This window comes from Corallococcus macrosporus DSM 14697 (assembly GCF_002305895.1).
Lineage (GTDB): Bacteria > Myxococcota > Myxococcia > Myxococcales > Myxococcaceae > Myxococcus > Myxococcus macrosporus.
This window is the reverse complement of record NZ_CP022203.1, coordinates 7,977,123-8,002,255: the sequence shown is the minus strand read 5'-3', so window position 1 is coordinate 8,002,255 and position 25,133 is coordinate 7,977,123. Positions and strand designations below refer to the sequence as shown.

Sequence of the window (25,133 nt, the reverse complement as noted above, 5' to 3'; positions counted from 1 at the left end):
CGTCACTTCTTGCGCGTCAGCAGCACCACCGCGCCCAGGATGGCGCCCATGGCCAGCCAGGCCGTGGGCGACATCGTCTCGCCCGCCAGCAGGCCGCCCAGGAACACCGCCAGCACCGGGTTGACGTAGGCGTAGCTGGTGGCCAGCGACGGGCGCGCGTTGCGCAGCAGGTAGCCGTAGGCGCTGTAGCCCACCAGCGAGCCGAAGATGACCAGGTAGAAGAACGCGGCCACCGCCTTCGGCGTGGGCATGGCCGTGGGGCGCTCCCCAATCACCAGGCTGAAGGTCAGGATGACGGCGCCGCCGCACAGCATCTGCGCCGCGGTGGACATCAGCCCCTGGGGCATGGGCAGCCGGCGGCTCCACACGGAGCCAAACGCCCAGCTCATGGGCGCCGCCAGCAGCGCCAGCGTCGGCAGCAGCCGGCCGCCCATGTCACTGCCCAGGTTGAGCAGGATGATGCCGCCAAAGCCAATGGCCAGGCCCCAGCGCTCCGCGCGTCCAGGCCACTGCCCGAAGAGCCCCCCGAAGAGCGCCGTCCACAGGGGGAGGCTGCCCACCACCAGCGCGGCCACGCCCGAGGCGACCCATTGCTGCGCGAAGACGAGCCCGCCGTTGCCCATGCCCAGCAGCAGCACCCCCACCACGGTGCTGGCGGCCCACTGGCGCCCGGTGGGCACCGGCGCGCCCTTCAGCCACAGGACGCCGAAGAGCAGCGCTCCCGCGCAGACGAAGCGCGCCCCCGACATCTGGAAGGGGGGCAGGCCACCTTCCAGCGCCCACCGGATGGCCAGATAGGTGGAGCCCCAAATAACGTACAGGGACAGGAGGCTGGCGACGAGCCACCCGCGCTGGGCGCCCCCGGGAGCGACGTCTCCGGTGGGCAGGCTGACGGGGGCTGGCTGTGGAGCAGGGAGGGACTCGGCACGCGGAGCGAGCACGGCGCGGCTTGTAGCGCTGGCGAATCCCGCCGGCCATGTGGGCATTGCCACACCTCACAGCCGGGCCCCTGCCGGGGAAGTACAGTGGCCGGCACCGGGCCCGTGCGGTGGGGCGGCCGTCCGGCTGGCTGGAAGGTCCGCGTTGGGAATGACGCGCCGTCCTGCACGTAGGGCCAGGGCGGCTCCCGGATTGAATGCCCGCGGCCGCTTTCTTAGACTTTCCCATGGAGCCAGGGCGCGGAGGGTGCCGCCGCGCCGGTGGCTCCGGAGTGAGCGCCAGGGATGTCCGAAGAGCTGGGTGAACGTGAGAAGGAAGTTCTCCGGGCCGTCGTGCAGGAGTACATCTCCACGGGCGGGCCGGTAGGCAGTCAGCAGCTCACCCGCAGGTCGGGGTTCGAGGTGTCCTCGGCCACCATGCGCAACGTGCTGGCGGACCTGGAGGAGCTGGGCTTTCTGGAGAAGCCCCACACGTCGGCCGGGCGCGTCCCCACCGACCAGGGCTACCGCTTCTACGTGGACACGCTGGTGAAGCTGAAGGACCCGACGCCGCGCGACAGGGAGTTCATCCACGCGGGGCTCGCGCACGAGGCGGACCTGGCGGAGATGCTGGGCGAGGCCAGCCGCATCCTCCATTCCCTGACGCGCCACGCGGGCGTGGTGGTGACGCCGCGGCCGGAGGCGGCGGTGTTCCGGCGCATCGAGTTCGTCCGCCTGCGCGAGGACCGGGTGCTGGCCATCCTGGTGGGGCAGAGCGGCCAGGTGGTCAACAAGGCGATTACGGTGGAGTTCCCCATCACCTCCGACGAGCTGCTCAAGGCGAGCAACTACCTGTCGGAGCTGCTGCGGGAGGTGCCGCTGGAGTCGGCGCGGGAGCGCATCCGCGCGGAGATGGACCAGGAGCAGGCGCTCTACAACGCGCTGACGGCCAAGGCGCTGAAGCTGGGCGTGGCGGCCACGGACCTGGCCGCCACGGAGCGGGTGCTCATCCAGGGCACGGGCTCCTTCCTGGAGCAGCCGGAGTTCGCGGACGTGGAGCGCATGCGCGCGCTCTTCAAGGCCCTGGACGAGAAGCACAAGCTGCTGTCGCTGTTGGACCGGGTGCAGGTGGCCAACGAGATGCAGATTTTCATTGGCGCGGAGAGCGACTTCTCCGCCGCCGGCGACGTCACCGTCATCGCCAGCCCCTACGGCAACCAGGAGCAGGTGCTGGGCACGGTGGGCGTCATCGGCCCCACGCGCATGGACTACCGGCGCGTGATTCCGCTGGTGAACTTCACCGCGCAGGTGCTGTCGCGCGTGCTGGACAAGGTGTAGCGCCCGGGCCCGTCACTCCGCGCGGGTGACGAGCACCTCCTGCTCCCCGCCCGCGCGCCGGACGTGGAGCCGCACCGGCGTGCCGGGCGCGCCCCGGGTGCGGGACTCCGCCTCGGTGCTGTCGCGCACCACCTGGCCGTCCACCGCCACCAGCCGGTCTCCCACGTTGACGCCCGCGCGCGCCGCCGGCCCGTCCGGCGTCAGCCACGCGAAGGCGACGTGGCCCCGGTCCTCGCTGAAGCCCGCGCCCAGCGTGCCCGGCGTGGCCCGGCGCGGGGACACCGTCACGTCGCCCACGTCGGCGGCCTCCGCCTCGGCCACCTTCACGGTGCGCGTCTCCACGCGGCCCTCCGGCGGCAGCAGCCGCACGGTGTGGATGCCCGGGCGCACGTCGCCGAGCCGGAAGCGCCCGTCCTGGCCGGTGAAGGCCTCCGGGCGCCCGCCCACGGCCTTGTCCAGGAAGACGGCCACGCCCGGCGCCGGCCCGCCGCCCCGGCTCCACACCGCGCGCCCGGAGATGGACGCCACGCCCCCGGTGAGCGGCACCTCCACGTCCGCCGAGCCTCCCGGCCGCAGCGACACCTGGGCCTCGCCCGTGCGGCCGTCCTCGGTGCGCACCGTCACCTTCAGCGCCTGGCCGGGCGCGTCCGGCAGCAGGAAGGTGCTGCCGGCGAAGCGCCGCGTGGTGGGCCACGCGCCCGCCCAGGGCAGGGCCTCGCCGTTGGCCTCGTGCAGCTCCAGGACGAAGCCGTCCGGCGGCGCGCCGCTGCCCGCCACCACGCGCCCGCGCAGGGTGGCCGCGGGCTCCAGCCGCACCGTGAGCGGCGCCTGGTCCTCGTGCGCGCCGGACAGCCGCCCCACGCGCCCCGCGTTGTGGGCCACCAGCGCCAGGGGCTGGGCGCCCCGGGGACGCGGCGGCAGGGTGAACTGGCCCGCCTCGTCCGCGCGCTCCTTGCGCGTCACGGGGAAGTCCCCGCCCTGGATGGCGGCCACGATGGCCAGCGGGCTGGGCACTCCCGAGGGCTCCAGCACCACGCCGGACAACACGGGGTCGTCCTTCAGCGTCAGGTCCTGCCGCACGGCGCTGCCCGAAGGCACCGTGACGAAGGGGTCGCTCTCCAGGTGGAAGTAGATGGCGGGCGTCTGGGGGGGCAGCGCGACGAGCTGGTACACGCCCGCGGGCAGCTCCAACTGGAATCGGCCCCGCGCGTCCGTCTCCGTGGAGGCCGCGCCCGAGCCCCCTCGGGGCACGGCGTGGACCAGCGCGGGCTCGGTCAGCGGCCCGCCCGACGCGCGCGTCACCTGGCCCCACACGGAGCCGGAGTCCGCCAGGGTGAAGTCCACGCGGGTGACGGCCCCGGCCTTCAGCGTCTCCAGGCGGGACGTCCACCGCTTCGAGCCCTCGCGCCGGGCGCCCACCGACGTGCGCCCCGCCTCCAGCCCCTCCAGCCGCCAGGCGCCCTGGGCGTCGGTGAGGGCCGTGCGGGCCACGCCCGAGAAGGACTCCGGCGAGGCGCGCACCTGGGCGCCCTCCAGGGGCTGGCCCTCCGCGTCCACCACCAGGCCCTCCAGCGCCGCCGTCGCCGGCTCCAGCCGCACGTCCACGGGCGTGTAGGCGCCCACGTCCACCACCACGGCCTCCACCACGCGGCCCGTCATCCCCTCCGCGCGCACCGTCACGTCGTAGTCGCCCGCGGGGAGGTCCATCCGCCAGGTCCCGTCCGCATGGGACGCGGCCCGGCCCAGCTCGCCCTCGCCGCCCGCGGGAGCCGCCACCAGCACCGCGCCGCCCACCGGCGCGCCGTCCACGGAGGACACGCTGCCCGCCAGGCCGCTGGCGGCGCCCAGCGTCACCACGAGCCCCCGCAGCGTCTCGCCCGGCGCGACGGAGAGCGGCCCGGGCACGCGGCCTGGTTGGTCTCCGTGGCGCGCGGACACGAACCACGTCCCGGCGTTGACCTCCAGCGCGAAGCCGCCCCCTTCTCCCGTGGTGGCGCGCACGGGCGAGCTGCCGCCCGCCGCCGTCACCTCCGCGTTGGCCACGGGCTGTCCCCTGGCGTCGACGACGAAGCCCTCCAGGGTGCTCGCGCCCCACAGGCCCACCACGACGTCGCTGGCCCGTGGCACCTGGAGCAGGCGCAGCGTGCGGCGGCTGAAGCCCGGCGCCTCGGCGGTGAGCGCGTAGCGCCCGGGCGCGAGCCGCGTGAAGGTGAAGTGCCCCCGCGCGTCGCTCGTCGTCTCCGCGGCTTCCTCGGGCAGGCCGGTGGGGACCGCCCAGGCGGTGGGCGTCCCGGGGTAGGGCCGCAGCGTCAGCGCCGCGAGCGGCACCGGCTCCTCGCGCCCCTCCACCACGGTGCGGCCGCGCAGCGTCACGCCTTCGGACAGGCGCAGCTCGACGGCCGTCTCCGCTTCACCCAGCGGCCGGGTGGCCTCCAGCCGCACCGGCCCGTGGCCCGGCGCCCGCGCGGACAACAGGTAGTCGCCCGGGCCCGCGGGGAGGCGCAGGACGCCTCCTTCCGCCGTGGCGCCCTCACCCGCGCGGCGCCAGGGCGTGGCGCCGGTGCCGTCCGCGCCCACGCGCAGGTAGGCCCGCACCCGCGCGCCCTCCACCGGGCCTCGCGTATCCACCACCCGCACCACGAAGGCGCCCAGCTCGGCGGCCGGGGCCTCGTCCAGCGGCGGCGTGGGCGGCGTGCTGTCCCGGGCCGGCGCGTGGGTGACAGGCACGGGGGCGGACAGCGCCGCGGCGCCGGGACGCGCGGCGGGCGGCGCCGCGGGGACGGGCATGCGGAACCACAGGAGCAGCACGGCCGCGATGGCCAGGCATGAGGCAATCAGGAGGGGAATTCGATGACGCACGGGCGCGGCCTCCCCGCGTCCTGCCGGCACCGACGCGGCGGCCTACAGTGTAGGCCAGCCTCGCAGTGAAATCGAAACTTCAGGAGGGCGCGGGGGCGTAGACGCGCAGGGCGGCGGGGGCCACCTCGAAGCGCATGGGCGTCTTGCCCACCAGCTCCCCATCCGCGTTCACCTCCTGGATGGGCTCCGCCTCCACGTAGAGCCGCGCGGCGCGCAGAGCGGTGACGGAGGGGTGGTCCACGTGCTCGCCGCTGCGCAGGGACAGGGCCACCCGCATCAGCGTGGCGATGTCCCGGAGCTGCCCCAGGCCGGTGCCCTCGTTCCCGGACGCCGCGGAGGGCGCCGCGATGGCGTAGACGTCCAGCCGCCGGTCATCCAGCCGGGCGTCGGGGGCCACCATGTTGCCGGCCCCATGGTAGAGGCCGTTGCCCACCACGAGCTGGAGCACGTCCAGCGCCAGCTCCTGGTCGTCCGCCTTCAGCCGGATGTGGAAGGGGCGCAGGTCCTTCACCTCCGCGGCGGCCGCCACGGGGTAGGCCAGCTTCCCAGCGCGCTGCTTCAGCCGCTTCGTCAGCCGCCTGGCGATGCCGGTGGCCAGCCCCAGGCTGGCCGCGTTGAGGAAGGGGCGCCCATTGGCCAGGCCCACGTCCACGCGGGCCGTGTAGCCCTGGGCGATGACGTCACACGCGGCCTCGATGTCGGCCGGGATTCCCAGCGAGCGCGCGAAGTCGTTGCCGGTGCCCAGGGGGAGCACGCCCAGCGTCACGTCGCGGCCCAGCAGCCGGGCCACCGCGCGGCTCAGGGTGCCGTCGCCTCCTCCCACGATGAGGCGGCGGGTGCCCTGCGCCACCATCCGCTGCACCACCGCGTCCAGCCGCTCCGCCCGGGACAGGGCGTGGCATTCGGTGATGGAGACGCCCCGCGCCACGAGCGTTTCCCTGGCGGCCTCGAACGCCTCTCGCCCCGAACGCGAGCGCGTGTTGACCACCAACACCGCGGGGCCGTCATCCAGGACGGGCCGGCGCGGCGGCTTGATGAGGGCGGGTTCCAGGGGTGCCTCCTCTTTCGTGTCGCACGCCAATCTGTGCACGCACGCACCGTCCGGCCAGCGGACGGCGCCGTGGCTCACGTCGTGCCCCGGTGCATTCCCGGTGTCGGATGCCGCGCCGGCGTCCATGCGTGCGTCGCGGGGTGAACAGGTCCATCCGGCCAGACGCTTCCGGATGGGTGGGTGACTGCCCACCTCTGCGCTGGTGCTGGCCCCATGCAGGTGTCAGCCACGCCTGGAGAGCAAGTCGCATGGCACGAGGAAGCAAGGCGAAGTACACGGCGAAGCAGAAGCGGATGGCCGAGCACATCGAAGAGGGCTACGAGAAGCGCGGCGCGTCCGATGAAACGGCCGAGGCTCGGGCCTGGGCCACCGTGAACAAGCTCACCGGCGGTGGGATGAAGAAGGGCGGCTCGGGCAGCAAGGCCAAGGTCGCACGCAGCCGCCCCGCGGCGCGGAAGAACGCGCGCAAGGCGGGCCGCAAGGGAGGCAAGGCCACCGCCGCGAAGCGCGCGGGGACTCGCCGCTCCACCACCACGACGGGCCGCACCCGCAAGCCCACCCGCGCCACGCGCTCGGGCTCGAAGTCCACCACGCGGAAGACCGCGGCGCGGCGCGCCACCGCCCGGCGCACCACCCCCGCGAAGCGCTCCAGCACCACGTCCCGGAGCACCGCGCGGCGCGGCGCCGGCAGCCGGAGCCCGCGCGGCCGCGGCCGTTCGCGGAGCTGATTCACCGCCGCTTCCCCATCCCTCGTGGGGGTGGGGAAGGGCGGGGCGGCCGCGTCAGCGCCGCTCGTCGTCCTTGGCCACCTGGCTCGTGTCGGACTCGTTCCAGGGCCACTCGCGCCGGGACGCCTCGTAGCGCGCGAGCAGCGCCGCCGGGTCCTTCACCAGCGCGCGGCAGCCCGCGGCGCGCAGGTCATCCGGAGGAAACCCGCCGGCCAGCACGCCCACGGAGGGCAGGCCCAACTTGTTGGCGGCGAGCGCGTCATAGGGCGTGTCGCCCACGACGACCGTCACGTCCTGTGGCGGCTTGCCCAGCCGCGCCAGGGCGGCCTCGAAGATGTCCGGGTGGGGCTTGCTCTTGTCCACCGCGTCCGCGCTCGTCTTCGCTTCGAACAAGCCGTCGATGCCGCACAGCTTCACGTAGTGCTTCAGCTCCTGCTCCTTCGCGCTGGAGGCCAGCACGATGCGGACGCCGCCCGCGCGCAGCCGCTGGAACAGCTCCCGCACCCGCGGGAAGGGGCGCACCTTGGGGAGGAACTCGTCCAGGAACAGCTTGCCGCGGTAGTCGTCCAGCTCCTTGCCGAAGCGCTCCACCTCCTCGTCGTTGAAGAAGACGGGGATGAGCTGGTCGGCGCCCTTGCCAATCTGGCTGCGCACATGCGTGAACGGGATGTCCCGGCCGAAGTGCAGGAATGCGCGCCGCCATGCCTCGGCGTGCTCGTCCACCGAATCCACCAGGGTTCCATCCACGTCGAAGATGACGTTTTCCACCATTTGCCTTGGCCCTCGGCCCCGAAGGTGGGGATGCCGGGGGTGGCGGTCAACCGCCCGCGGGCGGCGGCGTGGGTGCGGACTCCACCAGTGTCCGCGTCTGCACGTCGTAGCCTTCGGGGGCGGTGAGCGTGAAGCCGTCGTTGGGCAGGGCCGCGTTGAGCTCCACGCGCGTCAGCACCGTTTCGCCCACGCGCTTGCCGCCCTGCCACCGGCTGATTCGCCTGGGCACGCACAGCGCCAGGGCCTCGTCGCAGTGCTCCTCCTCCACGCGCTCCTCGGCCGCCGCGCCGCCGGGGGCGCCGGTGCGCCGGCCCAGGAAGTCGAGCTGGGGCCAGCGCAGCACGTAGACCATCTCCAGGCCCGCCGCTTCGCCCTCCAGCGTCTGCACCAGCTCCACGGCCCGCGGCGCCAGCGGGTGCGTGGCGCGGCGGACCGCCGCGTGGCTCAGGAGCAGCGGCGCGCGGAAGCCCTCCGGCATGAAGGGGTGGAAGGTCTCCGCCAGGAAGCCGGCGAGCTTCGCCGGCGGCAGCTCCGAGGTGAAGGTGCTGAAGCGCCTCTCGCCGTCGAGCTGCTGGAAGAAGTGCGTGCCGTCCCAGGCGAAGGTGCGCGAGGCGGGCGGGCCCAGCGAGCCGCGCAGGCGCTGGGGCGCGCGGTATTCGAAGGTGAACGTCACCGGCTCCAGCCCCGTGTCCTGCACGGTGCCGGCGATGCGGTAGCTCTTCAGCTTCGCCTCGCGCGCGGCGAGCCCGGCCTTGACTTCGGGCAGCGGCGCGGCCGCGTCATCGCCGCTCTTCTTGGAGCAGCCGGTGAGGGCCGTCAGGGCGCACAGCAGGAGGAAGCGCTTGCTCATGGGGAGGCACAAAAGCAAGAAGGCCCGCCTGTCGCCAGGGGGCCTTCCGCGTGGACCGCGCGGCTTGCGCGGTGTGGACTACTTGACCGCCACGCCCACGGCGCTGGAGCTGGTCACGCCGATGATGGTGCCCGTCAGCGCGTAGATGCCGTGACGCGCGGTGGTGCCCGCGGTCAGCAGCTCCACCTTGTTGGCGCCCATGGCCTTGGCCTCGGTGACGAGCAGCTTGTTGATGACGGTGTCGAGGTCGCTCTGGACGATGTCGACGATGTGGAAGATGGCGGTCAGGCCCAGGGCGTTGGCCTGAACGACGGCGATGGCCTCACCGTTGGAGGCGATCTCCGTACCGGAGACAACGGCGCTCTCAACGCTGGTGCAGGCGACCATGCTGCTGGCGGCAACGGCGGACAGGACGAGCTTCTTCATGACTTTTCCCCTCTTGAACTGGACGCTTGGGTGGTGGCCGGACGCCTTGGAGAGCGACCGGCCGTGCTCTTGAAACCTTCAAGCGGGCGGGGTCGTAGCAGATGTCGACTCCATGTCAAGGTCCGTCCGGGACACTCGGTGTCAGTCAGGGCGGGCAGCGGCGCGTTGCAATGCACACCTCCCCTTGCTAGCCAACCTCGAGGCTCCCTTCATGGACACCGTCTCCGCTGCCCGCCCCGCGCCGCGCTACTGGGTGCACCTGTTGCTCCTGGTGCTGACGGTGGGCACCACCTTCACCTCGTACCTGCTCTACTTCCACTTCCAGCGGCCCTACTCCCTGGGAGAGGTGTCCTCCGAGGCGGCCTTCCGCGCGCTGTCGTTCAGCCTGTCGCTGCTGGCCATCCTGGGCACCCATGAGATGGGGCACTACCTGCTCGCGCGCTGGCACCGGGTTGAAACCTCCCTGCCCTATTTCATCCCGCTGCCGGTGCTGGGCGTGGGCACGCTGGGCGCCGTCATCCGGATTCGCGACCGCATCCCCAACCGCAACGCGCTGGTGGACATTGGCGCGGCGGGGCCGCTGGCGGGGCTGGTGGTGGCGCTGCCCATCCTCTTCTGGGGGCTGGCCCACTCCACGGTGGTGGACGCGCCGGACATCCCGGCCACCACCTTCCCGGGGGACGGCTCGCTGTGGGTCATCATCCAGGACGTCTTCGCCTGGGTGATGGACCGCATCACCAACGCGCCGCCCGCGCCGGAGACGCCCTTCAACGGCGTGCAGACGCTCTTCGGTGACAGCCTGCTGATGCAGGGCCTGACGCGCCTGGCCCTGGGGCCGCTCCCGGAGGGCAAGGACGTGCTGGTGCACCCGGTGGTCATCGCCGGCTGGTTCGGGCTGCTCGTCACGTTGCTGAACCTGATGCCGGTGGGGCAACTCGACGGCGGGCACCTGGCCTATGCGCTGTGGGGCCGCCACGCGCACTGGGTGGGCCGCGCGGTGGCGCTGGTGTTGTTGGTGCTCACCGTTTTCGTCACCGCGTCCTGGGGCTTATGGCTGCTGGTGACGAGCAAGCTGGTAGGCTTCGGCCATCCGGAGGTGGTGGAACCCCAGGCGCCGCTCAGCCCGCTGCGGAAGTGGATCTGCGCGCTGTGCCTGCTGGCACTCATCGGCTGCGCCATGCCCATTCCCCTGCGCCAGGTGATGACATGAAGTTCCTCTGCGACGCGTGTGAGCGGCTCGTGCCGCTGCAGACCTTCCGGACGGAGGCCGGGGGGCTCGTGGTGACGTGTGGCCGCTGCGGCGCGGACAGCCGCGTGGGGCCGCCTTCCGCCGCGCCTCGCGCGGACGTTGGCGCTGGGATGGCGCCCGCCTTCGAGCCCGTGAGCGCGCCGCCCGCCGTCCCCGCGCCCATGCCGCTGCCCGGAGACTCGGGCGAGCCCGTCGCGCGCGCGGCCACGCCGGCCCTGCGCGTGGTGCGTCTGGACGCCGGGCCGCCGGCGGCGCCGCTGACGGACGAAGCGCTCTTCGAGCCGCCGCCCGGCGTCTGCCCCAAGTGCGTGGGGCCGCGGCGCGAGGAGGCCCTGTCCTGCGCGCAGTGCGGGCTCGTCTACGTCAACTACCTGCCGGGCGAGCCACCGCTGTCGGACGTCCTGGCGGACGCGTGGCGGAAGTTGGCGGCGCGCTGGGAGGACTGGGACGCCCATGACCGGCTGATGACGCTGGCGGTGGGCCGGGGCGAGCTGGCCATGGTGGGGCGGCTGTACCGCGTCCGGCTGGCGCGCGCGCCCGGGGACACGGTCGCGCAGCGGGGCCGGGACGAGGTGGTCCGCCGGGCCACCCTGGGGGTGCCGTCATCGCTGGAGCCGGTGGGGGCCCACGGCCCCCTCGACCGCATGAAGAAGGTGGCGCTGGGCGTGGGGTTCATCGTGGTGCTGGTGCTGGCCGTGCTCGTCTTCCAGCACCTGCGCAGCCTGTCCGCGGGGTACTGAGCGCCGGGCTGTCCAGCGGCCGGCCCGCCGCGGCGGGTGTGGCTCGCTGGCCAAGGGGCAGGCAGCCGCCCCGCCCAGGCGCCGCGGACGTGGCCGGAAACGCGCTTGAAGCGGCGGTCGCTGCTATTTTGTCCGGCCGCATCCCGTCTCCCCCCCGGTGCCGATGTCGCTCTCCGTCTCCATCCCTCCGTCCGTCGACAGCCTGCTCGGTCCGGGAGGCGCGCTCGAGGTCGCGCTGCCCGCGTACGAGCACCGCCCGGAGCAGCTTCAGATGGCGCGCGCCGTGGAGCGGGCCTTCGCGGAGCGCAGCTATTTGCTGGCCGAGGCGGGCACGGGCACGGGCAAGACGCTCGCCTACCTGGTGCCCGCGCTGTTGTCGGGGCGCCGGGTGGTGGTGTCCACGGCGACGAAGACCTTGCAGGACCAGATCTTCTTCAAGGACCTGCCGTTGATGCGGGAGAAGATGGGCCTGCGCTTCGAGGCCGCCTACCTCAAGGGCCGCGGCAACTACCTGTGCCTGCACCGGTATGACGCCTTCTCCAAGGAGCCGCAGTTCGGCTCGCGCGAGGAGGCGCGCTACTGGTCCAGGCTGAAGGCGTGGGCGGAGGAGACGGACACCGGCGACCGCAGCGAGCTGGACCTGCCGGAGTCCTTCAGCGCCTGGCCGCGCCTGTCCACCACGTCCGAGACGTGCGTGGGGACGAAGTGCCCGCAGTACGAGACGTGCTTCGTCACGCGCATGCGCAAGCGCGCGGAGCAGGCGGACCTGCTGGTGGTCAACCACCACCTCTTCTTCGCGGACCTGGCGCTGCGCAGCTCCGGCAAGCGCAGCGAAGGCGTGCTGCCCTGGTACGAGGCCGTCATCTTCGACGAGGCCCACGCGCTGGAGGACGCGGCCAGCGGCCACTTCGGCTGCAGCGTGTCCAACTACCGGCTGGAGGAGCTGGCGCGGGACGCGGTGGCGTCGCTGAAGGAGGAGGACGCCCGCCACGCCATGCTGCGCGCGCTGGCGGCCCGGCTGCGCGCGGGGGCGGACGCGCTCTTCGCGCAGGCGCCCCGGGCGCTGGGGCTGTCCGGCCAGGAGTCCTCGGTGGCGCTGCGCTCGGAGGTCATGGCGAAGCTGTCCACGCCGCTTTCGGGCGTGCGTGACGCGCTGGCCGCGCTGTCCGCCTTCACCGTGGGCGAGCGCGAGCCGGAGCTGGCCGCCATCACCCGCCGCGCGGACGAGCTGGAGGAGCAGCTCTCCTTCCTGGAGAAGGCCGAGTCCTCGGACCACGTCTACTGGGCGGAGCAGCGCGGCAAGGGCCTGTTCCTGCGCGCCAGTCCCATCGACGTGGCGAAGGAGCTGCGCGAGCGGATGTATGGCGCGCTGGACACGGTGGTGTACACGTCCGCGACGCTGGCGGCGGACAGCCGCTTCGACTTCTTCGCCAACCGCATGGGCCTGTACGGCGAGGACGGCCAGCCGGTGACGAAGGTGCGGACGCTGGCGGTGCCCAGCCCCTTCGACTACCCGTCGCAGGCGGCGCTGTACCTGCCCACGCACCTGCCGGACCCGTCCGCCCCGGGCTTCATCGAGGAGGCGGCGGAGGAGATTGAGCGGCTCTGCGAGGTGACGGGCGGGCGCGCCTTCGTGCTCTTCACGTCCCTGCGCAACATGGTGCGGGCCTACGAGCTGGTGGCGCCCCGGCTCCCCTACCAGGCGCTGCTCCAGGGCGAGCGCCCCAAGCAGCAGCTCCTGGAGGCCTTCCGCGAGACGCCCAGCGTGCTCTTCGCGGCGCACAGCTTCTGGGAAGGCGTCGACGTGCCGGGTGACGCGCTGAGCCTGGTCATCATCGACCGGCTGCCCTTCGCGTCGCCGGGGGACCCGCTGGTGGCCGCGCGCATCAAGCAGCTCCAGGAGCGGGGCGAGGAGCCCTTCGAGCTGTACCAGCTCCCGCACGCGGCGCTGGCGCTGCGGCAGGGCTTCGGCCGGCTCATCCGCACGCAGGCGGACCGGGGCATCGTCGCGATGCTGGACCGGCGCATCGTGACGAAGGCGTATGGCCGCGTCTTCCTGGACAGCCTCCCGCCCGCGCGCCGCATGCAGGACGTGGTGTCGCTCAGCCGCTGGTTCAACGGCCCGGTGCGGCCGGTGCGCACCATCCGCTGAGCCTCAGGGCGCGTCGCGCAGCCGCAGGCCGATGCGCGCCAGCAGGGGCGGGCCCAGCGTGTCCACCCCGGCGCGGCCCGCGAGGTACTCGCGGTCGAAGAGGTTCTCCACCGCGCCGAAGACGTGCAGCTTCCAGAAGAGGCGGCGGCTGGCGGAGACGTCCACCACGGCGTAGCCGCCCATGGGGCGCGCGTTGAGGTCGTCCTCGAACTGCGAGCCCGTCACGCGGAGCTGCACCGTGGCCGTCACGAGGTCCGGGTCATGGAAGGTGACGATGGCCGTGCCCCGGTGCCTGGGGTCCTGCGCGAGCTGCTTGCCCACCAGCCCGGGTTGTCCGGGGGAGCGCGTCACGACGGGGTCCACGAAGGTGTACGCGAGCAGCGCCGTCCACCGCCGCGACAGCCTCCAGTCCACGCTGGCCTCCACGCCGCGCACGCGCGCCTGTCCCAGGTTCTCCCGCTGGCGCGCGGCGCCGTCCGGCAGCGGCTGCTCCAGGGTGACATTGGTGATGGGGTCGTCGAGCACGTTCCAGAAGCCCGTCACGCGCGTGGTGAGGCCCAGCGAGGTGGACTCGGCTTCCAGGCCGGCCTCGGCGCCCCACAGCCGCTCCGCGCCCAGGTCGGCGTTGGCCGCGGTGAGGATGGTGCCCACCTGGAAGGGGCGGTACAGCTCGTTGAGCGTGGGCGCGCGGAAGGCGCGATAGGCGGAGCCTCGCAGGGTGAGCCACTCCAGGGGACGCAGCCGCAGGCCCAGGCGCGGGCTGAGCTGCTGCTCGGTGCGGTCGTCGAAGCGCGTGGTGTCCACGGCGCCGTTGCCGCGCTCCAGGCGCTGCGCGCCGTCCGTGTTCCGCCACACGTCCATCCGGAGCGCGGCGCTGAGCTCCAGGAGGGGCGAGGGCGTGTAGAGGTCCTCGATGAAGACGCCGCCGGACACCTGGGTGCCTCCGGTGTCGCGCCAGCGGAGGGAGGTCTCCGTGGGAGACGGAGGGAAGATTTGCTCCCGGGACGTGCCCGCCATGCGCCGCGCGTCCAGGCCCGCGGTGAGGACGTGCGTGCCCAGGGCTGACCAGGACGGGCCGGTCCAGACGAGGGAGAGGCCCTGGTCATCGGCCGGCACGTCCTGGCTGGCGGCCAGCGTCTCGGAGGCGCGGCCCTCGGCGATGCGCGCGCGGTCCTGCTCGAAGCGCTGCACGCGGCCGAAGAGGTCCAGCGTGAAGGTGCCGCTGTCCGCGGTGCGCAGCCGCGCGCCCGCGCCGAAGTGGGCCAGCTCCACGCGCGCGGTGGTGAGGCGGGTGCCGCCGTTCTGGTCCTCGCGGAACAGGCCCGCGCGAGCGGAGAGGGTGAGCGCGTCGGTGGCATCCGCCTCGACGCGCGCGTTGAGGACGGCGTGGCGGCTGGGCGTGTCCCCGTCGATGGCGCCGCGCTGGGCGGGGCTGACGATGGGGTAGCCGTCGCTGGAGAGGTACTCCGCCTCCAGCGAGGCGCGCACGGGGCCCCACGCCTCCGCCGCGCGCGCGGCGAGCAGGCCGGTGTGGGCATTGCCGTAGGCGGCGTCCGCGTCCACCTGGAGCCCGGTGATGGAACGGGACACGAGCTGCACGACGCCGCCGAGCGCGCCGCTGCCGTAGAGGGCGGAGCCGCCGCTGGGGACGACCTCGATGCGCTCCAGCCCGAGCCGCGGCAGCGAGCGCCAGAAAATCCAGCCGCCGAACGGGTCGTTGACGGGGATGCCGTCGAGCAGCACGAGGCTGCGCGCCACGCCCGAAGGCGCGAGCCCGCGCAGGTTGAGCCCCTGCGCCGTCGGGTCGGAGACGAGGCTGGGCGTGCGCCGGAAGGTGGCCGCGGACGGGACGGTGCGGACGAGCGAGTCCTGCGTCAGCGTGGGGCTCCGGTCGATCTCCGTCCGGGGGAGGACCGTGGTGGTGGCGGGCACGTCTCGCGCGGGCCGGGGACGGCGGGAGCCGGTGACAACGGTTTGTGAGGCACCGGAGGGAGTCGCTTCCGGAGCAGCGGCGTCCGCGGTGTCTCTCGCTTCCTCCGGACCGCGCGCGCTGGGGCCCGGAACGTTCGTGGCGTCGGCGGTGTCTCCCGCCTCCACCGGACCACGCGCGCTGTCGCGGGATGCCTTCGGGACGTCCGCGCTGCCGCCCGGCACCGCGGTGCCTTGCGCGTGGGCGGGAGCCTGTGCCCACGCTCCAGTGGAGTGCTCCGGCTGATATCCCGCCGCCGCGCGTGCCGTGCGCCGCGCATCCGAGGCCTCTTCGGACGCGTGGCTCGCTGGTGGTGGCAGCGGTGCGTCGGAGGCATTCGCGAGCGTCGCAGGCGCATGCGTCCGTGCCTCCGCCGCGGTAGCTGTCGCGACGCCCCAGGGCAGGGCTGCGAGCAACGCGAAGGCGCGCGAGCGGCGCGGGCTTTGACTCCGATGACGTACGGGGAGGGCGGGCATCGTTGCTCGCTCTAGCAGCCCCCGGCCGGGGCGGCAGGCGGATGGGGCCAGGGCGCGCGCGAGGCCGGCCTCGGCGCGCCCCTGTCCGTCCGGTGTTGAACGCACGCCAGGGGCCCGGCGCGTGAGGCGCGGGTCATCCGCCGGTGCGGCTGCCCGCCACGTCCCGCACGGTGAGCAGGGCGGCGTCCACCTCCGCCAGGATGCGACGCGCGTGGCACAGGAAGGCCTCGCCCGCGGGGAGCAGGCGCATGCCACCCCGGGTCCGCTCGAAGAGGCGGGCCCCCAGCTCGTCCTCGAGCGCCTGGATGTGGCGGGTGAGCGGCGGCTGCGTCAGGTGCAGGCGGCGCGCGGCCCGGCTCACGTTGCACTCCTCGGCAACGGCGACGAAGGACTGGATGTGCGTGAGGCTCACGTCCGCCACTCTAGCGCGCGGCCCATGGCGGGTACACGCCCCCGCGGGCCATACCGAAACAGCATTGGACGGTGGGCCCCCTGGCACCCCACCTTGGCGGCCATGAGCATCCCTCTCTTCAAGGGCGCGGAGGTCGAGCGCCTGCGCCGCGCGAGCCAGGCCGCCGCGGGTACGCTGGCCTTCGTCGCCTCGAAGCTGACCCCCGGTGTGTCCACGGGAGACATCGACCAGTGGGTTCGTGAGGACACGGCGCGCCGGGGCGGCAAGCCCAGCCAGCTAGGGTACAAGGGCTTCCCGGCCACCGTCTGCACCAGCCGCAACCACGTCATCTGCCACGGCATTCCGAGCCCCGCCGAGCGGGTGGCCCGCGGGGACATCATCAACGTGGACGTGACGACGTTCCTGGATGGCTTCCACGGAGACACCTCCGCCACGTTCCTCGTGGGCGAGGTGTCCGACGATGCCCGTCACATCGTGGACGTGGCGCGCCGGTGCCGCGACGCGGGCATCGCCGTCGTCCGCCATGGCGCGCGGCTGGGGGACATTGGCGCGGCCATCGAGGAGCTGGCGAAGAAGGAGGGCTGTAGCGTGGTGGAGGAGTTCGGCGGGCATGGCATTGGCCACCAGATGCACGGGCCGCCCACCGTTCCCCATACCGGCAAGCGGGGCTCGGGCATCAAGCTGCGCTCGGGCATGGTCTTCACCGTGGAGCCCATGGTGAACCTGGGCCGGCCGGACATCCGCATCCTGGCGGATGGCTGGACGGTGGTGACGGAGGACGGCAGCCTCTCCGCCCAGTTCGAGCACACCCTCCTGGTGACGGCCGAGGGCTGCGAGGTGCTCACCCAGCCAGAGCGTGTCATCCCGCTCGAAATCGCCTGCTGAACGCTTCGCCCAGGATTGAACGCGGCCTGCGCCTTCCAGGGCGGGCAGGCAGGCGTGCCTGCCATGGGTCCTCGGGGTGCCTAACCTTCGAAGACGAGGTCAGGAGGCCGCGCGATGAAGAAGCAGATGACGCTGCACGAATTGCACCCGGCGCTGGTGCACATGCCACTGGCCCTGCTGCCCACCGCGGCGGTGGCGGACCTCATCTCCGTGTCGACGGGTGACAGCGCCTGGGCCCGGGTGGCACGCCGCATCTGGGTGGTTGGCACCGTGGGAGGAATCTTCGCGGGGGTGACGGGGCTGGCGGCCAGCCAGGAGGTGCGGCTGGAGGCGCCTCGTGCCCGGGACATGACGTTCGTGCATGGCATGGGCAATGCCACCGTGCTGCTGGGCGCCCTGGGCGTGACGGTGTGGCGGTTGCGGCGCGAGCCCACCGCGGCCACCGTGGTGTTGGGCCTGGGCGCCTGTGGACTGGCGCTCTACACGGCGACGCTGGGCGGGAAGCTGGTCTACGAGCTGGGCGTGGGGCAGCCCGACGCCACGGGCAGGGCGACCTCTCCCGCGCTGCTGACGCGCGACGCGCCGCTGCTGCTGGTCCGCGACGCGCTTCGTGGGGCGCAGTGGCTGGTGTCGCGGGCGCGCGCGTGGCTGTCCGGCGGACGTCCGCTCGCCCAGGGCGCCACGGGCACGACGCCAGAGGGTGAATCGCTCACCTTGCCCGCGCCCGTCGTGGTGTTCCATGGCCCGGGCCGGCCGATTCCCCAGGCCTAGCGTCCCCCTCGGACATCTGGGGCATGACACTTCGGCACGCAGGGCGTGAGGCCCACGCGCATGCCGTGGCGCGGTGAAGCCGCCTCGCGATGCGTCCGGGGCGTGACACTTCCGCATGGTGTGCAGGCCCCAGGCGGGGTGGGTTTGCCGTCACCGGAAAATGGAGCTAGAGCTGCGCGCGAGCGAGAGGGGGAGTTCGCATGCGCGCACGAGGAGAGGTCGCGGCGGTGGTGCTGGGCGTCCTGCTGGTTGGAGCCGGGACTTCCTTGCTGGTCCCCCGGTGGGCGCTTGGCAATGGAGGCGCATCGCTCGAAGCCGCCCGGACGCGCGCCTCTCCGCCCAAGGTCGCCGCCGAGCCGCGCTTCCACGTCGAGCCGGCGAAGGCTGACACCGGCTCCCTGGTGCAGGTGGCGCGCGACCAGGCTGAAGTCCCGGAGTGGGAGCGGTTCGCGGCGCGCGCGCTGGTACCCCTGACGCCGGACGAGCTGGCCGTGCTCCGCGAGGAGCCGGTGGACGACCTGGCGGCGCTGGTGGCGCGCACGGAGCGCGCCTTCATGGACGCGGCGCCCGGCGAGCGCGCGGAGAAGGAGCGGCGCTACCTGGCGGCGCTGAACCTGGTGGCGAAGCTGGCCCCACCGCCGGAGCCCTCGGCCGCGGACCTCCACGCGAGAGACGTCGACGCGCGCTACCAACACGCGCTCAGCGTGGAGCGCGAGAAGTGGCGTTCACTCCCGCCGGAGGAGCAGGCGCGGCAGCATGACGCCTTCAAGGAGTCCTTCTTCCACGCGGAGGCGACGCGATGAAGGCACCCCTGAGAGGGCTCTTCACGCTGGCGCTGCTGGCGCCCGCGCTGGCGCTGGCCGGGCCGCACTACGTGGCTTCGCGCGACTGGGGCAGCTTCATCTGGCTCGCCACCTGGCTGGACGCGGGGCAGACCTACACCTACGAGACGCGGGATTTGACGGGCACCGCGCCCGACACCGTCCTGCACGTGCTCAGGGAGCGCGGCGGCGTCTGGAGCCAGGTGGCCGTGGGGGACGACTGCGCGGGGGCGGCGCGCTCCTGCGTGACGTTCACCGCGCCGGACTCCGGCCTCTACCGCGTCTGGGTGCGCGCGTACGCGGACGGGCGAGGCGGCACCGCCAGCCTGTATCGCAACGGCATGCTCGTCCTGAGCAACCAGCCCTTCGGCGGCGTGCCGCTCAGCTTCGCCTGGAACGCCCGGGACACCTTCAGGGCCACGTCCACGACGCCGGGCGCGGGAGACCACCTGGTCTTCCTGCTGCGCTCCAACACGGAGTACCTGCAACACGACGACGACAGCGGGCCTCGCGCCTATCCGCTGGCCGTCGCGGCGAGCACGCAGAACGCGGGCGCCCAGCGCGCGGTGGTGGGCCGCTTCCCCGGGAGCACGGGCACGGCCAGCTTCGTCCACGACGAGGCGCTGTGGTCCACCATCTTCAGCGACAACGACGAGGACGAAGACGGCATCTCCAACGCCCTGGAGCCGCTGGTGGGGATGAACCCGGACTCGAAGGACTCGGACGGGGACGGGATTCCGGACACGCTGGAGCTGTTCGGCAACGACGGCTTCTCCTTCTCCGAGTGGGGCAGCCCCACCGTGAAGGACCTCTACGTGGAGGTGGATTGGATGGAGCACCCCACCAATCCCTATCTCACGCGGAAGCCGTATGCCGGGCTGGTGGCGGACGCGGCGGCGGTGTTCGCGCGGGACTCGGGCGTGCGGCTGCATGCCTTCATCGACAGCGCGCTGCCCTGGCATGAAGTGGTGTGCTTCGGCGCGTGCTCGGGCGGCGTGGACTTCTACGCCTTGAAGCAGAGCGGCTTCTCCTCCGGGAATCCGGAGCGGCGGCCCTACTTCCACTATGCGCTGTGGGCGTACCGGCAGGGCAGCGGCACGTCGTGCTCGTCCGGCAGGGCGGAGGTGCTGGGCAATGACCTCATCGTCAGCCTGGGCTGCTGGAGCAGCCCGAGCCTCCAGGAGCAGCGCGGCACCTTCATCCACGAGCTGGGGCACAATCTGGCGCTGGACCACAACGGCAACGAGGTGCCGGGGCAGACCAGCGTGGTGCACGCCAGCGTGATGAACTACCGCTACCAGATGCTCGGCGTGGGCTCGCCGGGCTGGCACACGTATTCGTTCGGCGCCAACGCGTGCGCGGCCTGCGGCACCTCCCCCAAGAGCAGGTGTGTCTCCTGCCGGGACGGCTTCCTGGGGTGCGGCTTCCCCGGCTGTGGCTCCTGTGACTGCGACGTGAACGAGTGGGGCACGGTGGAGCTCGACTTCCTGGACGACGGTGACGCGGATGACGGCGCCCACCGCGCGTGGCTGGCGAGGTACGCGCCGGACGACAAGGGCGGGCCGGCGCGCTTCCAGCCGCACGTGCCGCACGCGGAGCCGTCCGTGGCGGCGCGGCGCCGGTCGGTGGAGCGCAAGCGGGAGCGGCTGCGGGCGCGAGGGCAGGTGGAGGGCGAGTCCTTCCTCGTGTCGCCCGATGGCACGACGCTGTACGCCGAGTGCCCATGAGCAGGCGGCCTCGTCCGGGGCGGAGTCATGCCCGGATGGGCTGGGCGCGCGGTGCCGTGGGGCTCTTCCTGGCCAGCCTGACGGGCTGCCAGGTGAAGTGCTCCGAGCCCATCCCCGACGCCGGGCGCGACCTCGCAGCACTCCAGCGCGAAGGCCGGTGCGCCGACGTCTGGCGCGCGGCCCAGGTGGACGTGGCGTTCAAGGAAGTGCCCGAGGACGCCGCCCAGCAGCGCGCGGGCACGCGGCTGGAGCGCCGCTTCACCATCGCCCGCCAGTTGCGCGGCGCCTACCGCCACGAGGACCGGTGGGCCTCGGTGCTGGAGTACGACGCGGGGCGGGTGCGCGGCGGCGTGAGCTACACCCTCCAGGTGCCGGACGTGCTGGCGGACCTGGAGGGACGGGTCGTTCAATGGACCAGCCATCGCGAGTCCGCGCCCTGTCCGACGAAGGAGGATGGCGAGCTCCCCGTGTTGCTGTCGGGGGACACCCTGCGGGACGCACAGGGCCGGCTGCTGCTGCTCACGGTGCCGAACGCCCCCACCACCACCGCGGGAGACGTGCTGCTCCCCGAAGGACTCGTCCCGGAGCTGCGCGTCCGCTGGGAGGACGCGGGCTGCGAGCTGGCGGAGGGCTCGCACGAACTGGGCGCCCAGCTCCAGGTGCGCGCCGCGAAACACACGCCGGGCCCGGGGAGCCTGGTGGCGGCCCCTGTCGGAGCGCCGGCACGGCTGACCCTGGACGGTGTGCGCTATGTCGTCCGGGTGGCGCGCGCCACGGCGGACATGCGGGGCCGATGTGGGCAGGCCGTCTTCTCGGTGATGCGAGAGGACCTGCTGGAGCAGGCGCCGCCGGCGTCCTGGAAATAGTCCGCGTCACCGCCCGTTGTGGGGGACTGGTGTGCCGGTGTGCAGGCGGGGTGCGTCAATTCACCCATGCCTGGAGCAAGCCCTGGCCTGCTATCCTCGCGGGCTTCAACGGCACCGAAGGGACGACACCATGCGAAGCAGGCAGATACGGAGCGGGGCGCGGTTCGCGGTAGGCGGGCTGCTCGTCGCGTGGCTGTTCGCCTGTGGTGGCTCGACGACGGAGGGGCTGGAGTCCCTGGAGCAGGGGACCGCGCCCGCGCCCGTCTCCGTGGACCTGTCGAGCGCGGACATCCGCACCCACCTGGAGTCCATCCCCGGCCTCACGGTGCTGAGCGACGTCGAGGTCAGCGGCTTCCGCTTCTTCACCATGGACTACGAGCAGCCCGTGGACCACCTGCGTCCCTGGGGCACGCGCTTCCAGCAGCGGGTGACGCTGATGCACCGCTCGGCGTCCGCGCCCATGGTGCTGGACACGGAGGGCACCGCCATCTTCGAGGAGCCCATCCCCGCCGAGCCCACGGACCTGCTCCAGGGCAACCAGCTCACCGTGGAGCACCGCTTCTACGGCGCGTCGAAGCCGGCCGCCATGGACTGGCGGAAGCTGACGGTGTGGCAGGCGGCGGCGGATGCGCACCGGCTGGTGGAGGCCTTCAAGCCGCTGTACGGCGGGCGCTGGCTGTCCACGGGCGTCTTCAAGGGGGGCACCGCCGCCCTGGCCCACCGCTTCTTCTTCCCGAACGACGTCCACGCCACGGTGACCTACTCGGCGCAGCACAACCGGGGCCTCCATGACGCGCGCCACGGGCGCTTCCTCCTCACGAAGGTGGGCGACGCGGCCTGCCGCCAGCAGCTCGCGTCCCTCCAGTACGCCGCGCTGACCCGCCGCGACGAGCTGCTGCCCTTCATGGACGGCTATGACGCCCAGGGCTTCACCTTCAACACGCTGGGGAAGGACCGCGCCCTCGAGTTCGCCGTCATCGAGGTGCCCTTCATCTTCTGGCAGTACTACGGCATGGCGGGGACGTGTGACGGGCTGCCCTCGCCGGAGGCGAGCGCGGAGGAGCTCTTCGCCTTCTTCAGCTACGTCTCCACGCTGGAGTTCACCTTCTCCGACCAGGCGCTGGAGGAGTCGGCGCCCCTCTACTACCAGGGCGCCACGCAGCTCGGCGGCCCGGGCTACCCGGAGGTGCACCTGCGGCCCCTGCTGCGCTACGCCGGTGAGCACGTCCCCACGCGCTTCCCGCCCGCGGGCGTGCGCAAGTCCTACGAGCCCTGGACGGCGGGCCTGCTGGAGGCGTGGACCCGCTTCGAGGCGAAGCGCGTGCTGCTCATCTACGGCGGCCTGAGCCCCTGGACCGCCAGCGCCTTCAACGTCACGCCGAGCAACGACGCCTACCGCGTCATCGCCGATGACAGCATCGGCTTCTTCGGGACGCTGGGCGCGCTGCCGGAGCCGCAGCGCAGCTTCCTGCTCGGGCGCCTGTCGGAGTGGGCGGACGCGCCGGTGCACCTCCCCACGGGGCTGGAGGCCCTGCGGCGCGGCGAGGCGAGCGACGCCCGCATGAAGGCCTGGCGCGCCCGGTAGCGGGCCCACCTTCATGTGCGTGTCCTGACATTGCGCACCCCCCCTCCTTGGCGCCAGCGCGGCCGTGGCTATCTTCCGCCGCACTTTCAGGGAGGGATGAACGCATGCTGAAGAACATGCTGTTGGCCGCGGCGCTGGGCGTCCTGGTGGTTGGCACGGGTTGCCACCGCAACACGCGGGAGAGCGCGGAGAACGACGTCGAGCGCGCCGCGGAGAAGACCGAGGACGCCGCGGAAGACGCGGGCGACGAAATCAAGGACACGGCCGAGGAGGCCGGGGACGAAATCGAAGACGCCACCGACGACTGAGCGTGCGCTCGCGGTGGCCCGCGCCAGCCGGGGCGGGCCACCGCGGCTTCACGTCGCCGCGTCAGGCCGGGCTGGAGTCGATGACCTTCTTCGCGATGCCGAAGGAGAACCCCGCCCGGGCCAGCGCCGCGAGGTCCTTCCTCCGGTGCTCCTCCCGGGTGCCGGGCTGCTTGCGGAAGGGGCCCAGCCGCTTCTTGCGCGCCCAGATGCGCGCGGCTTCTTCCTCGGAGACCTCCTGGGTGGCGTCGGCGACCTTCCGCGCCACGAGCTCCGCGGGCACCCCCTTGAGGCGCAGCTTCTGGGCAATCACCCGCGTGCTGCGGCCCGAGGCGCGCAGCGAGTTCGCCTTCATCTGCGCGTAGGCCTCGTCGTTGAGCAGGCCGTTGCGCACCAGCTTGGCGAGCAGCGCGTCCACCCAGGCGAGCGCCTCGCCGCGCTCACCGCCGTGGAACTTGAGGGAGCGGTCCACCCGGCGCAGCAGCACGCGCTGGAGCTGGCGCTTCGTCGCCGCGTACCGCTTCAGGTAGTGGAGCGCCGCGTTCTCCAGATAGGTGGGGGACACCTTCCGGGGCCGCTTGGGCCCGCGCTCCTTCTTCCTGTCCTGTCCTCCCCGCGCTTCGTCCATGACGGAGTCGGCTCTACCACCCGGCTCTGACGCCCGGAAGCAACCCGGGGAGGCGCGTGCGGCCCGTCAGTCGCTCCCTGACTGGTAGAGCGCGCACAGCGTGCCGGACGGGTCCTCGATGACGCAGAAGCGCCCCGCCTTCTCGGAGCCGCGAATCCCGCCGCGCACCTTGCCGCCCATCGCGGTGACGCGCTCCAGGCTCTGCTCCAGGTCCGCCACGGTGATGTAGACCATCCACCCGGAGGGCATGTCCGCGTTGGGCCCCCGCGCGTGGCAGATGCCTCCGGCGGGCGTCTCTCCGCCGCTCGGGGGCATCATGACGAAGTCCTCGTAGCCGCCCATGTCAACGCCGGTGGCCGTCCACCCCACCACGTCCTTGTAGAAGTCCCGCACCGCCACGGCGTCCTTCACCGTGAGGTCCATCCAGCCCACGCTGCCCACCGCCGGCTTCTTCATCGACACGCTCGTGCTCCCTTCGGGTTCTCGCGCCCGCGGCCTCAGCCCAGCGACTTCAGGGACTCCGGCACCTGCCAGTCCGGCTTGAGGCGGGAGATGACCTTGGCCAGGTTCTCCTTGTCCTGTGCCTTCTCCAGCGCGGCCTCGGGCGTAATCACGTCGTCCTTCACCAGCCGCTCCAGGTGCATGTCCAGCGTCTGCATGCCCTGGCCCTGGCCCGCCTGCATCTTGGAGGCAATCTGGAACACCTTGCCCTCGCGAATCATGGAGGCGATGGCGGGCCCGCCCACCAGGATTTCCAGCGCGGCCACGCGGCCCTTGCCGTCCGCCGTCTTGATGAGCTGCTGGGCCACGATGCCCGCCAGGCTCTCCGCCAGCATGCCGCGCACCTGCTGCTGCTCGTCGGCGGGGAAGGCGTTGATGATGCGGTCGATGGTGGCCGGCGCGCTGTTGGTGTGCACCGTGGCGAACACCAGCACGCCGAAGCTCGCGAGCTGGAGCGCCAGCTTCATCGTCTCGTTGGTGCGCAGCTCGCCAATGAGGATGACGTTGGGGTCCTCGCGGCCCGCGGAGCGGATGGCGGTGGCGAAGCTGGACGCGTGCGGCCCCACCTCCCGGTGCGTCACCTGCGCGCGCATGGACTCGTGCACGAACTCCACCGGGTCCTCGATGGTGAGCACGTGCGCCGGCCGCGTCTTGTTGATGTAGTTGATCATCGCGGCCAGCGTGGTGGACTTGCCGCTGCCCGTGGGGCCCGTGACGAGCACGAGCCCGCTGCGGCGCTCCGCCAGCTTGCGCACCACCTCCGGCGTCTTCAGGTCCTCCAGCGACAGCACCTTGCTGGGGATGGTGCGGAAGACGGCCGCCAGGCCCGTCATCTTGTTGAAGTAGTTGGCGCGGAAGCGGGCCTTCGTCCCGTAGCTGTAGGCGAAGTCCAGGTCCAGGTCCTCGACAATCTGCCGCTGCTGCTCCGGCGAGCAGATTTCGAAGAGCAGGGCTCGCATCTCCTGGGGGGAGAGCGGCTGCTCGCGCAGGGGCACCAGCTCGCCGCGGATGCGGCCCATGGGCGGGTAGCCGATGCTCATGTGCAGGTCGCTGCCCTTCTGCTCCAGCAGCGCGTCGAACAGGACGGACAGACGGGGCGTCGTCAT

The 25,133-nt window shown here is 72.7% G+C and carries 23 protein-coding genes; 12 read left to right on the top strand and 11 right to left on the bottom strand.

What is annotated here, in order from left to right; all coding sequences use genetic code 11:
• Positions 1-2: 2 nt before the first annotated feature.
• Positions 3-986, bottom strand: a complete 984-nt coding sequence (gene yedA, locus MYMAC_RS32390; protein WP_095960861.1) for a drug/metabolite exporter YedA — start codon at positions 984-986, stop codon at positions 3-5.
• A 237-nt stretch (positions 987-1,223) separates the two neighbouring features.
• On the opposite strand from yedA, the gene hrcA reads away from it, so the two are divergent.
• The gene (gene hrcA / locus MYMAC_RS32385; protein ID WP_013937632.1) at positions 1,224-2,255 is read left to right on the top strand and encodes a heat-inducible transcriptional repressor HrcA; all 1,032 of its coding nucleotides are present in this window, start codon (positions 1,224-1,226) and stop codon (positions 2,253-2,255) included.
• A 12-nt stretch (positions 2,256-2,267) separates the two neighbouring features.
• Here hrcA and MYMAC_RS32380 read toward each other — a convergent pair whose 3' ends face one another.
• A complete protein-coding gene (locus MYMAC_RS32380; RefSeq protein WP_095960860.1) occupies positions 2,268-5,114 on the bottom strand; it encodes a carboxypeptidase regulatory-like domain-containing protein in 2,847 nt (948 codons plus the stop codon).
• A 79-nt stretch (positions 5,115-5,193) separates the two neighbouring features.
• Positions 5,194-6,108, bottom strand: a complete 915-nt coding sequence (locus MYMAC_RS32375; protein WP_043712736.1) for a lipid kinase — start codon at positions 6,106-6,108, stop codon at positions 5,194-5,196.
• A 305-nt stretch (positions 6,109-6,413) separates the two neighbouring features.
• Between MYMAC_RS32375 and MYMAC_RS32370 the strand changes: the two genes are divergently transcribed.
• Positions 6,414-6,893, top strand: a complete 480-nt coding sequence (locus MYMAC_RS32370) for a transcriptional regulator (protein ID WP_095960859.1) — start codon at positions 6,414-6,416, stop codon at positions 6,891-6,893.
• Positions 6,894-6,947: 54 nt separating this feature from the next.
• Here MYMAC_RS32370 and MYMAC_RS32365 read toward each other — a convergent pair whose 3' ends face one another.
• From MYMAC_RS32365 to MYMAC_RS32355, 3 genes are all read right to left on the bottom strand, one after another.
• Positions 6,948-7,664, bottom strand: coding sequence for an HAD family hydrolase (locus tag MYMAC_RS32365; protein WP_095960858.1), 717 nt, complete (start codon positions 7,662-7,664; stop codon positions 6,948-6,950).
• A 46-nt stretch (positions 7,665-7,710) separates the two neighbouring features.
• The gene (locus MYMAC_RS32360) at positions 7,711-8,514 is read right to left on the bottom strand and encodes a hypothetical protein (protein ID WP_095960857.1); all 804 of its coding nucleotides are present in this window, start codon (positions 8,512-8,514) and stop codon (positions 7,711-7,713) included.
• 78 nt (positions 8,515-8,592) lie between these two features.
• Positions 8,593-8,940 carry a hypothetical protein gene (locus tag MYMAC_RS32355; RefSeq protein ID WP_013937638.1) on the bottom strand — a complete coding sequence of 116 codons (348 nt, stop codon included), beginning with the start codon at positions 8,938-8,940 and terminating at the stop codon, positions 8,593-8,595.
• 211 nt (positions 8,941-9,151) lie between these two features.
• On the opposite strand from MYMAC_RS32355, the gene MYMAC_RS32350 reads away from it, so the two are divergent.
• From MYMAC_RS32350 to MYMAC_RS32340, 3 genes are all read left to right on the top strand, one after another.
• The gene (locus tag MYMAC_RS32350; RefSeq protein ID WP_204817110.1) at positions 9,152-10,150 is read left to right on the top strand and encodes a site-2 protease family protein; all 999 of its coding nucleotides are present in this window, start codon (positions 9,152-9,154) and stop codon (positions 10,148-10,150) included.
• Complete coding sequence (locus tag MYMAC_RS32345) at positions 10,147-10,929, top strand: hypothetical protein (protein WP_095960855.1); 783 nt, start codon at positions 10,147-10,149, stop codon at positions 10,927-10,929. Before MYMAC_RS32350 ends, MYMAC_RS32345 begins: the two co-directional genes overlap by 4 nt.
• Positions 10,930-11,092: 163 nt before the next feature.
• Positions 11,093-13,081: a DNA repair helicase YoaA gene (locus MYMAC_RS32340; RefSeq protein WP_095960854.1), complete on the top strand. Its 1,989-nt coding sequence runs from the start codon at positions 11,093-11,095 to the stop codon at positions 13,079-13,081.
• A 3-nt stretch (positions 13,082-13,084) separates the two neighbouring features.
• On the opposite strand, the gene MYMAC_RS32335 is transcribed toward MYMAC_RS32340, so the two are convergent.
• Together MYMAC_RS32335 and MYMAC_RS32330 are read right to left on the bottom strand one after the other, a co-directional pair.
• Positions 13,085-15,013 carry a TonB-dependent receptor plug domain-containing protein gene (locus tag MYMAC_RS32335; protein ID WP_239989149.1) on the bottom strand — a complete coding sequence of 643 codons (1,929 nt, stop codon included), beginning with the start codon at positions 15,011-15,013 and terminating at the stop codon, positions 13,085-13,087.
• A gap of 646 nt (positions 15,014-15,659) precedes the next feature.
• The gene (locus MYMAC_RS32330; RefSeq protein ID WP_095960853.1) at positions 15,660-15,938 is read right to left on the bottom strand and encodes a LysR family transcriptional regulator; all 279 of its coding nucleotides are present in this window, start codon (positions 15,936-15,938) and stop codon (positions 15,660-15,662) included.
• Positions 15,939-16,040: 102 nt separating this feature from the next.
• On the opposite strand from MYMAC_RS32330, the gene map reads away from it, so the two are divergent.
• The 7 genes from map (at position 16,041) to MYMAC_RS32295 (ending at position 22,901) form a co-directional block, all read left to right on the top strand.
• A complete protein-coding gene (map, locus tag MYMAC_RS32325; RefSeq protein WP_095960852.1) occupies positions 16,041-16,823 on the top strand; it encodes a type I methionyl aminopeptidase in 783 nt (260 codons plus the stop codon).
• Positions 16,824-16,937: 114 nt separating this feature from the next.
• Complete coding sequence (locus MYMAC_RS32320; protein WP_095960851.1) at positions 16,938-17,594, top strand: DUF2231 domain-containing protein; 657 nt, start codon at positions 16,938-16,940, stop codon at positions 17,592-17,594.
• A 200-nt stretch (positions 17,595-17,794) separates the two neighbouring features.
• The gene (locus MYMAC_RS32315; RefSeq protein ID WP_095960850.1) at positions 17,795-18,397 is read left to right on the top strand and encodes a hypothetical protein; all 603 of its coding nucleotides are present in this window, start codon (positions 17,795-17,797) and stop codon (positions 18,395-18,397) included.
• On the top strand, positions 18,394-20,142 hold the full coding sequence (locus tag MYMAC_RS32310; RefSeq protein WP_095960849.1) for a hypothetical protein: 1,749 nt from the start codon (positions 18,394-18,396) through the stop codon (positions 20,140-20,142). The genes MYMAC_RS32315 and MYMAC_RS32310 overlap by 4 nt, the downstream gene beginning before the upstream one ends.
• 35 nt (positions 20,143-20,177) lie before the next feature.
• Positions 20,178-21,008, top strand: a complete 831-nt coding sequence (locus tag MYMAC_RS32305; protein ID WP_204817108.1) for a hypothetical protein — start codon at positions 20,178-20,180, stop codon at positions 21,006-21,008.
• A 130-nt stretch (positions 21,009-21,138) separates the two neighbouring features.
• Positions 21,139-22,593, top strand: a complete 1,455-nt coding sequence (locus tag MYMAC_RS32300) for a S28 family serine protease (protein ID WP_095960847.1) — start codon at positions 21,139-21,141, stop codon at positions 22,591-22,593.
• 104 nt (positions 22,594-22,697) lie between these two features.
• On the top strand, positions 22,698-22,901 hold the full coding sequence (locus tag MYMAC_RS32295) for a hypothetical protein (RefSeq protein WP_095960846.1): 204 nt from the start codon (positions 22,698-22,700) through the stop codon (positions 22,899-22,901).
• Between the two features lie 61 nt (positions 22,902-22,962).
• Here MYMAC_RS32295 and MYMAC_RS32290 read toward each other — a convergent pair whose 3' ends face one another.
• The 3 genes from MYMAC_RS32290 to MYMAC_RS32280 form a co-directional block, all read right to left on the bottom strand.
• Positions 22,963-23,526 (bottom strand): regulatory protein RecX, encoded by a 564-nt coding sequence (locus tag MYMAC_RS32290; RefSeq protein ID WP_095960845.1) that lies wholly within the window; start codon positions 23,524-23,526, stop codon positions 22,963-22,965.
• Positions 23,527-23,592: 66 nt separating this feature from the next.
• On the bottom strand, positions 23,593-23,982 hold the full coding sequence (locus tag MYMAC_RS32285) for a VOC family protein (protein ID WP_095960844.1): 390 nt from the start codon (positions 23,980-23,982) through the stop codon (positions 23,593-23,595).
• 41 nt (positions 23,983-24,023) lie between these two features.
• Entirely contained in the window at positions 24,024-25,133 is a 1,110-nt protein-coding gene (locus MYMAC_RS32280) for a type IV pilus twitching motility protein PilT (protein WP_095960843.1), read from the bottom strand.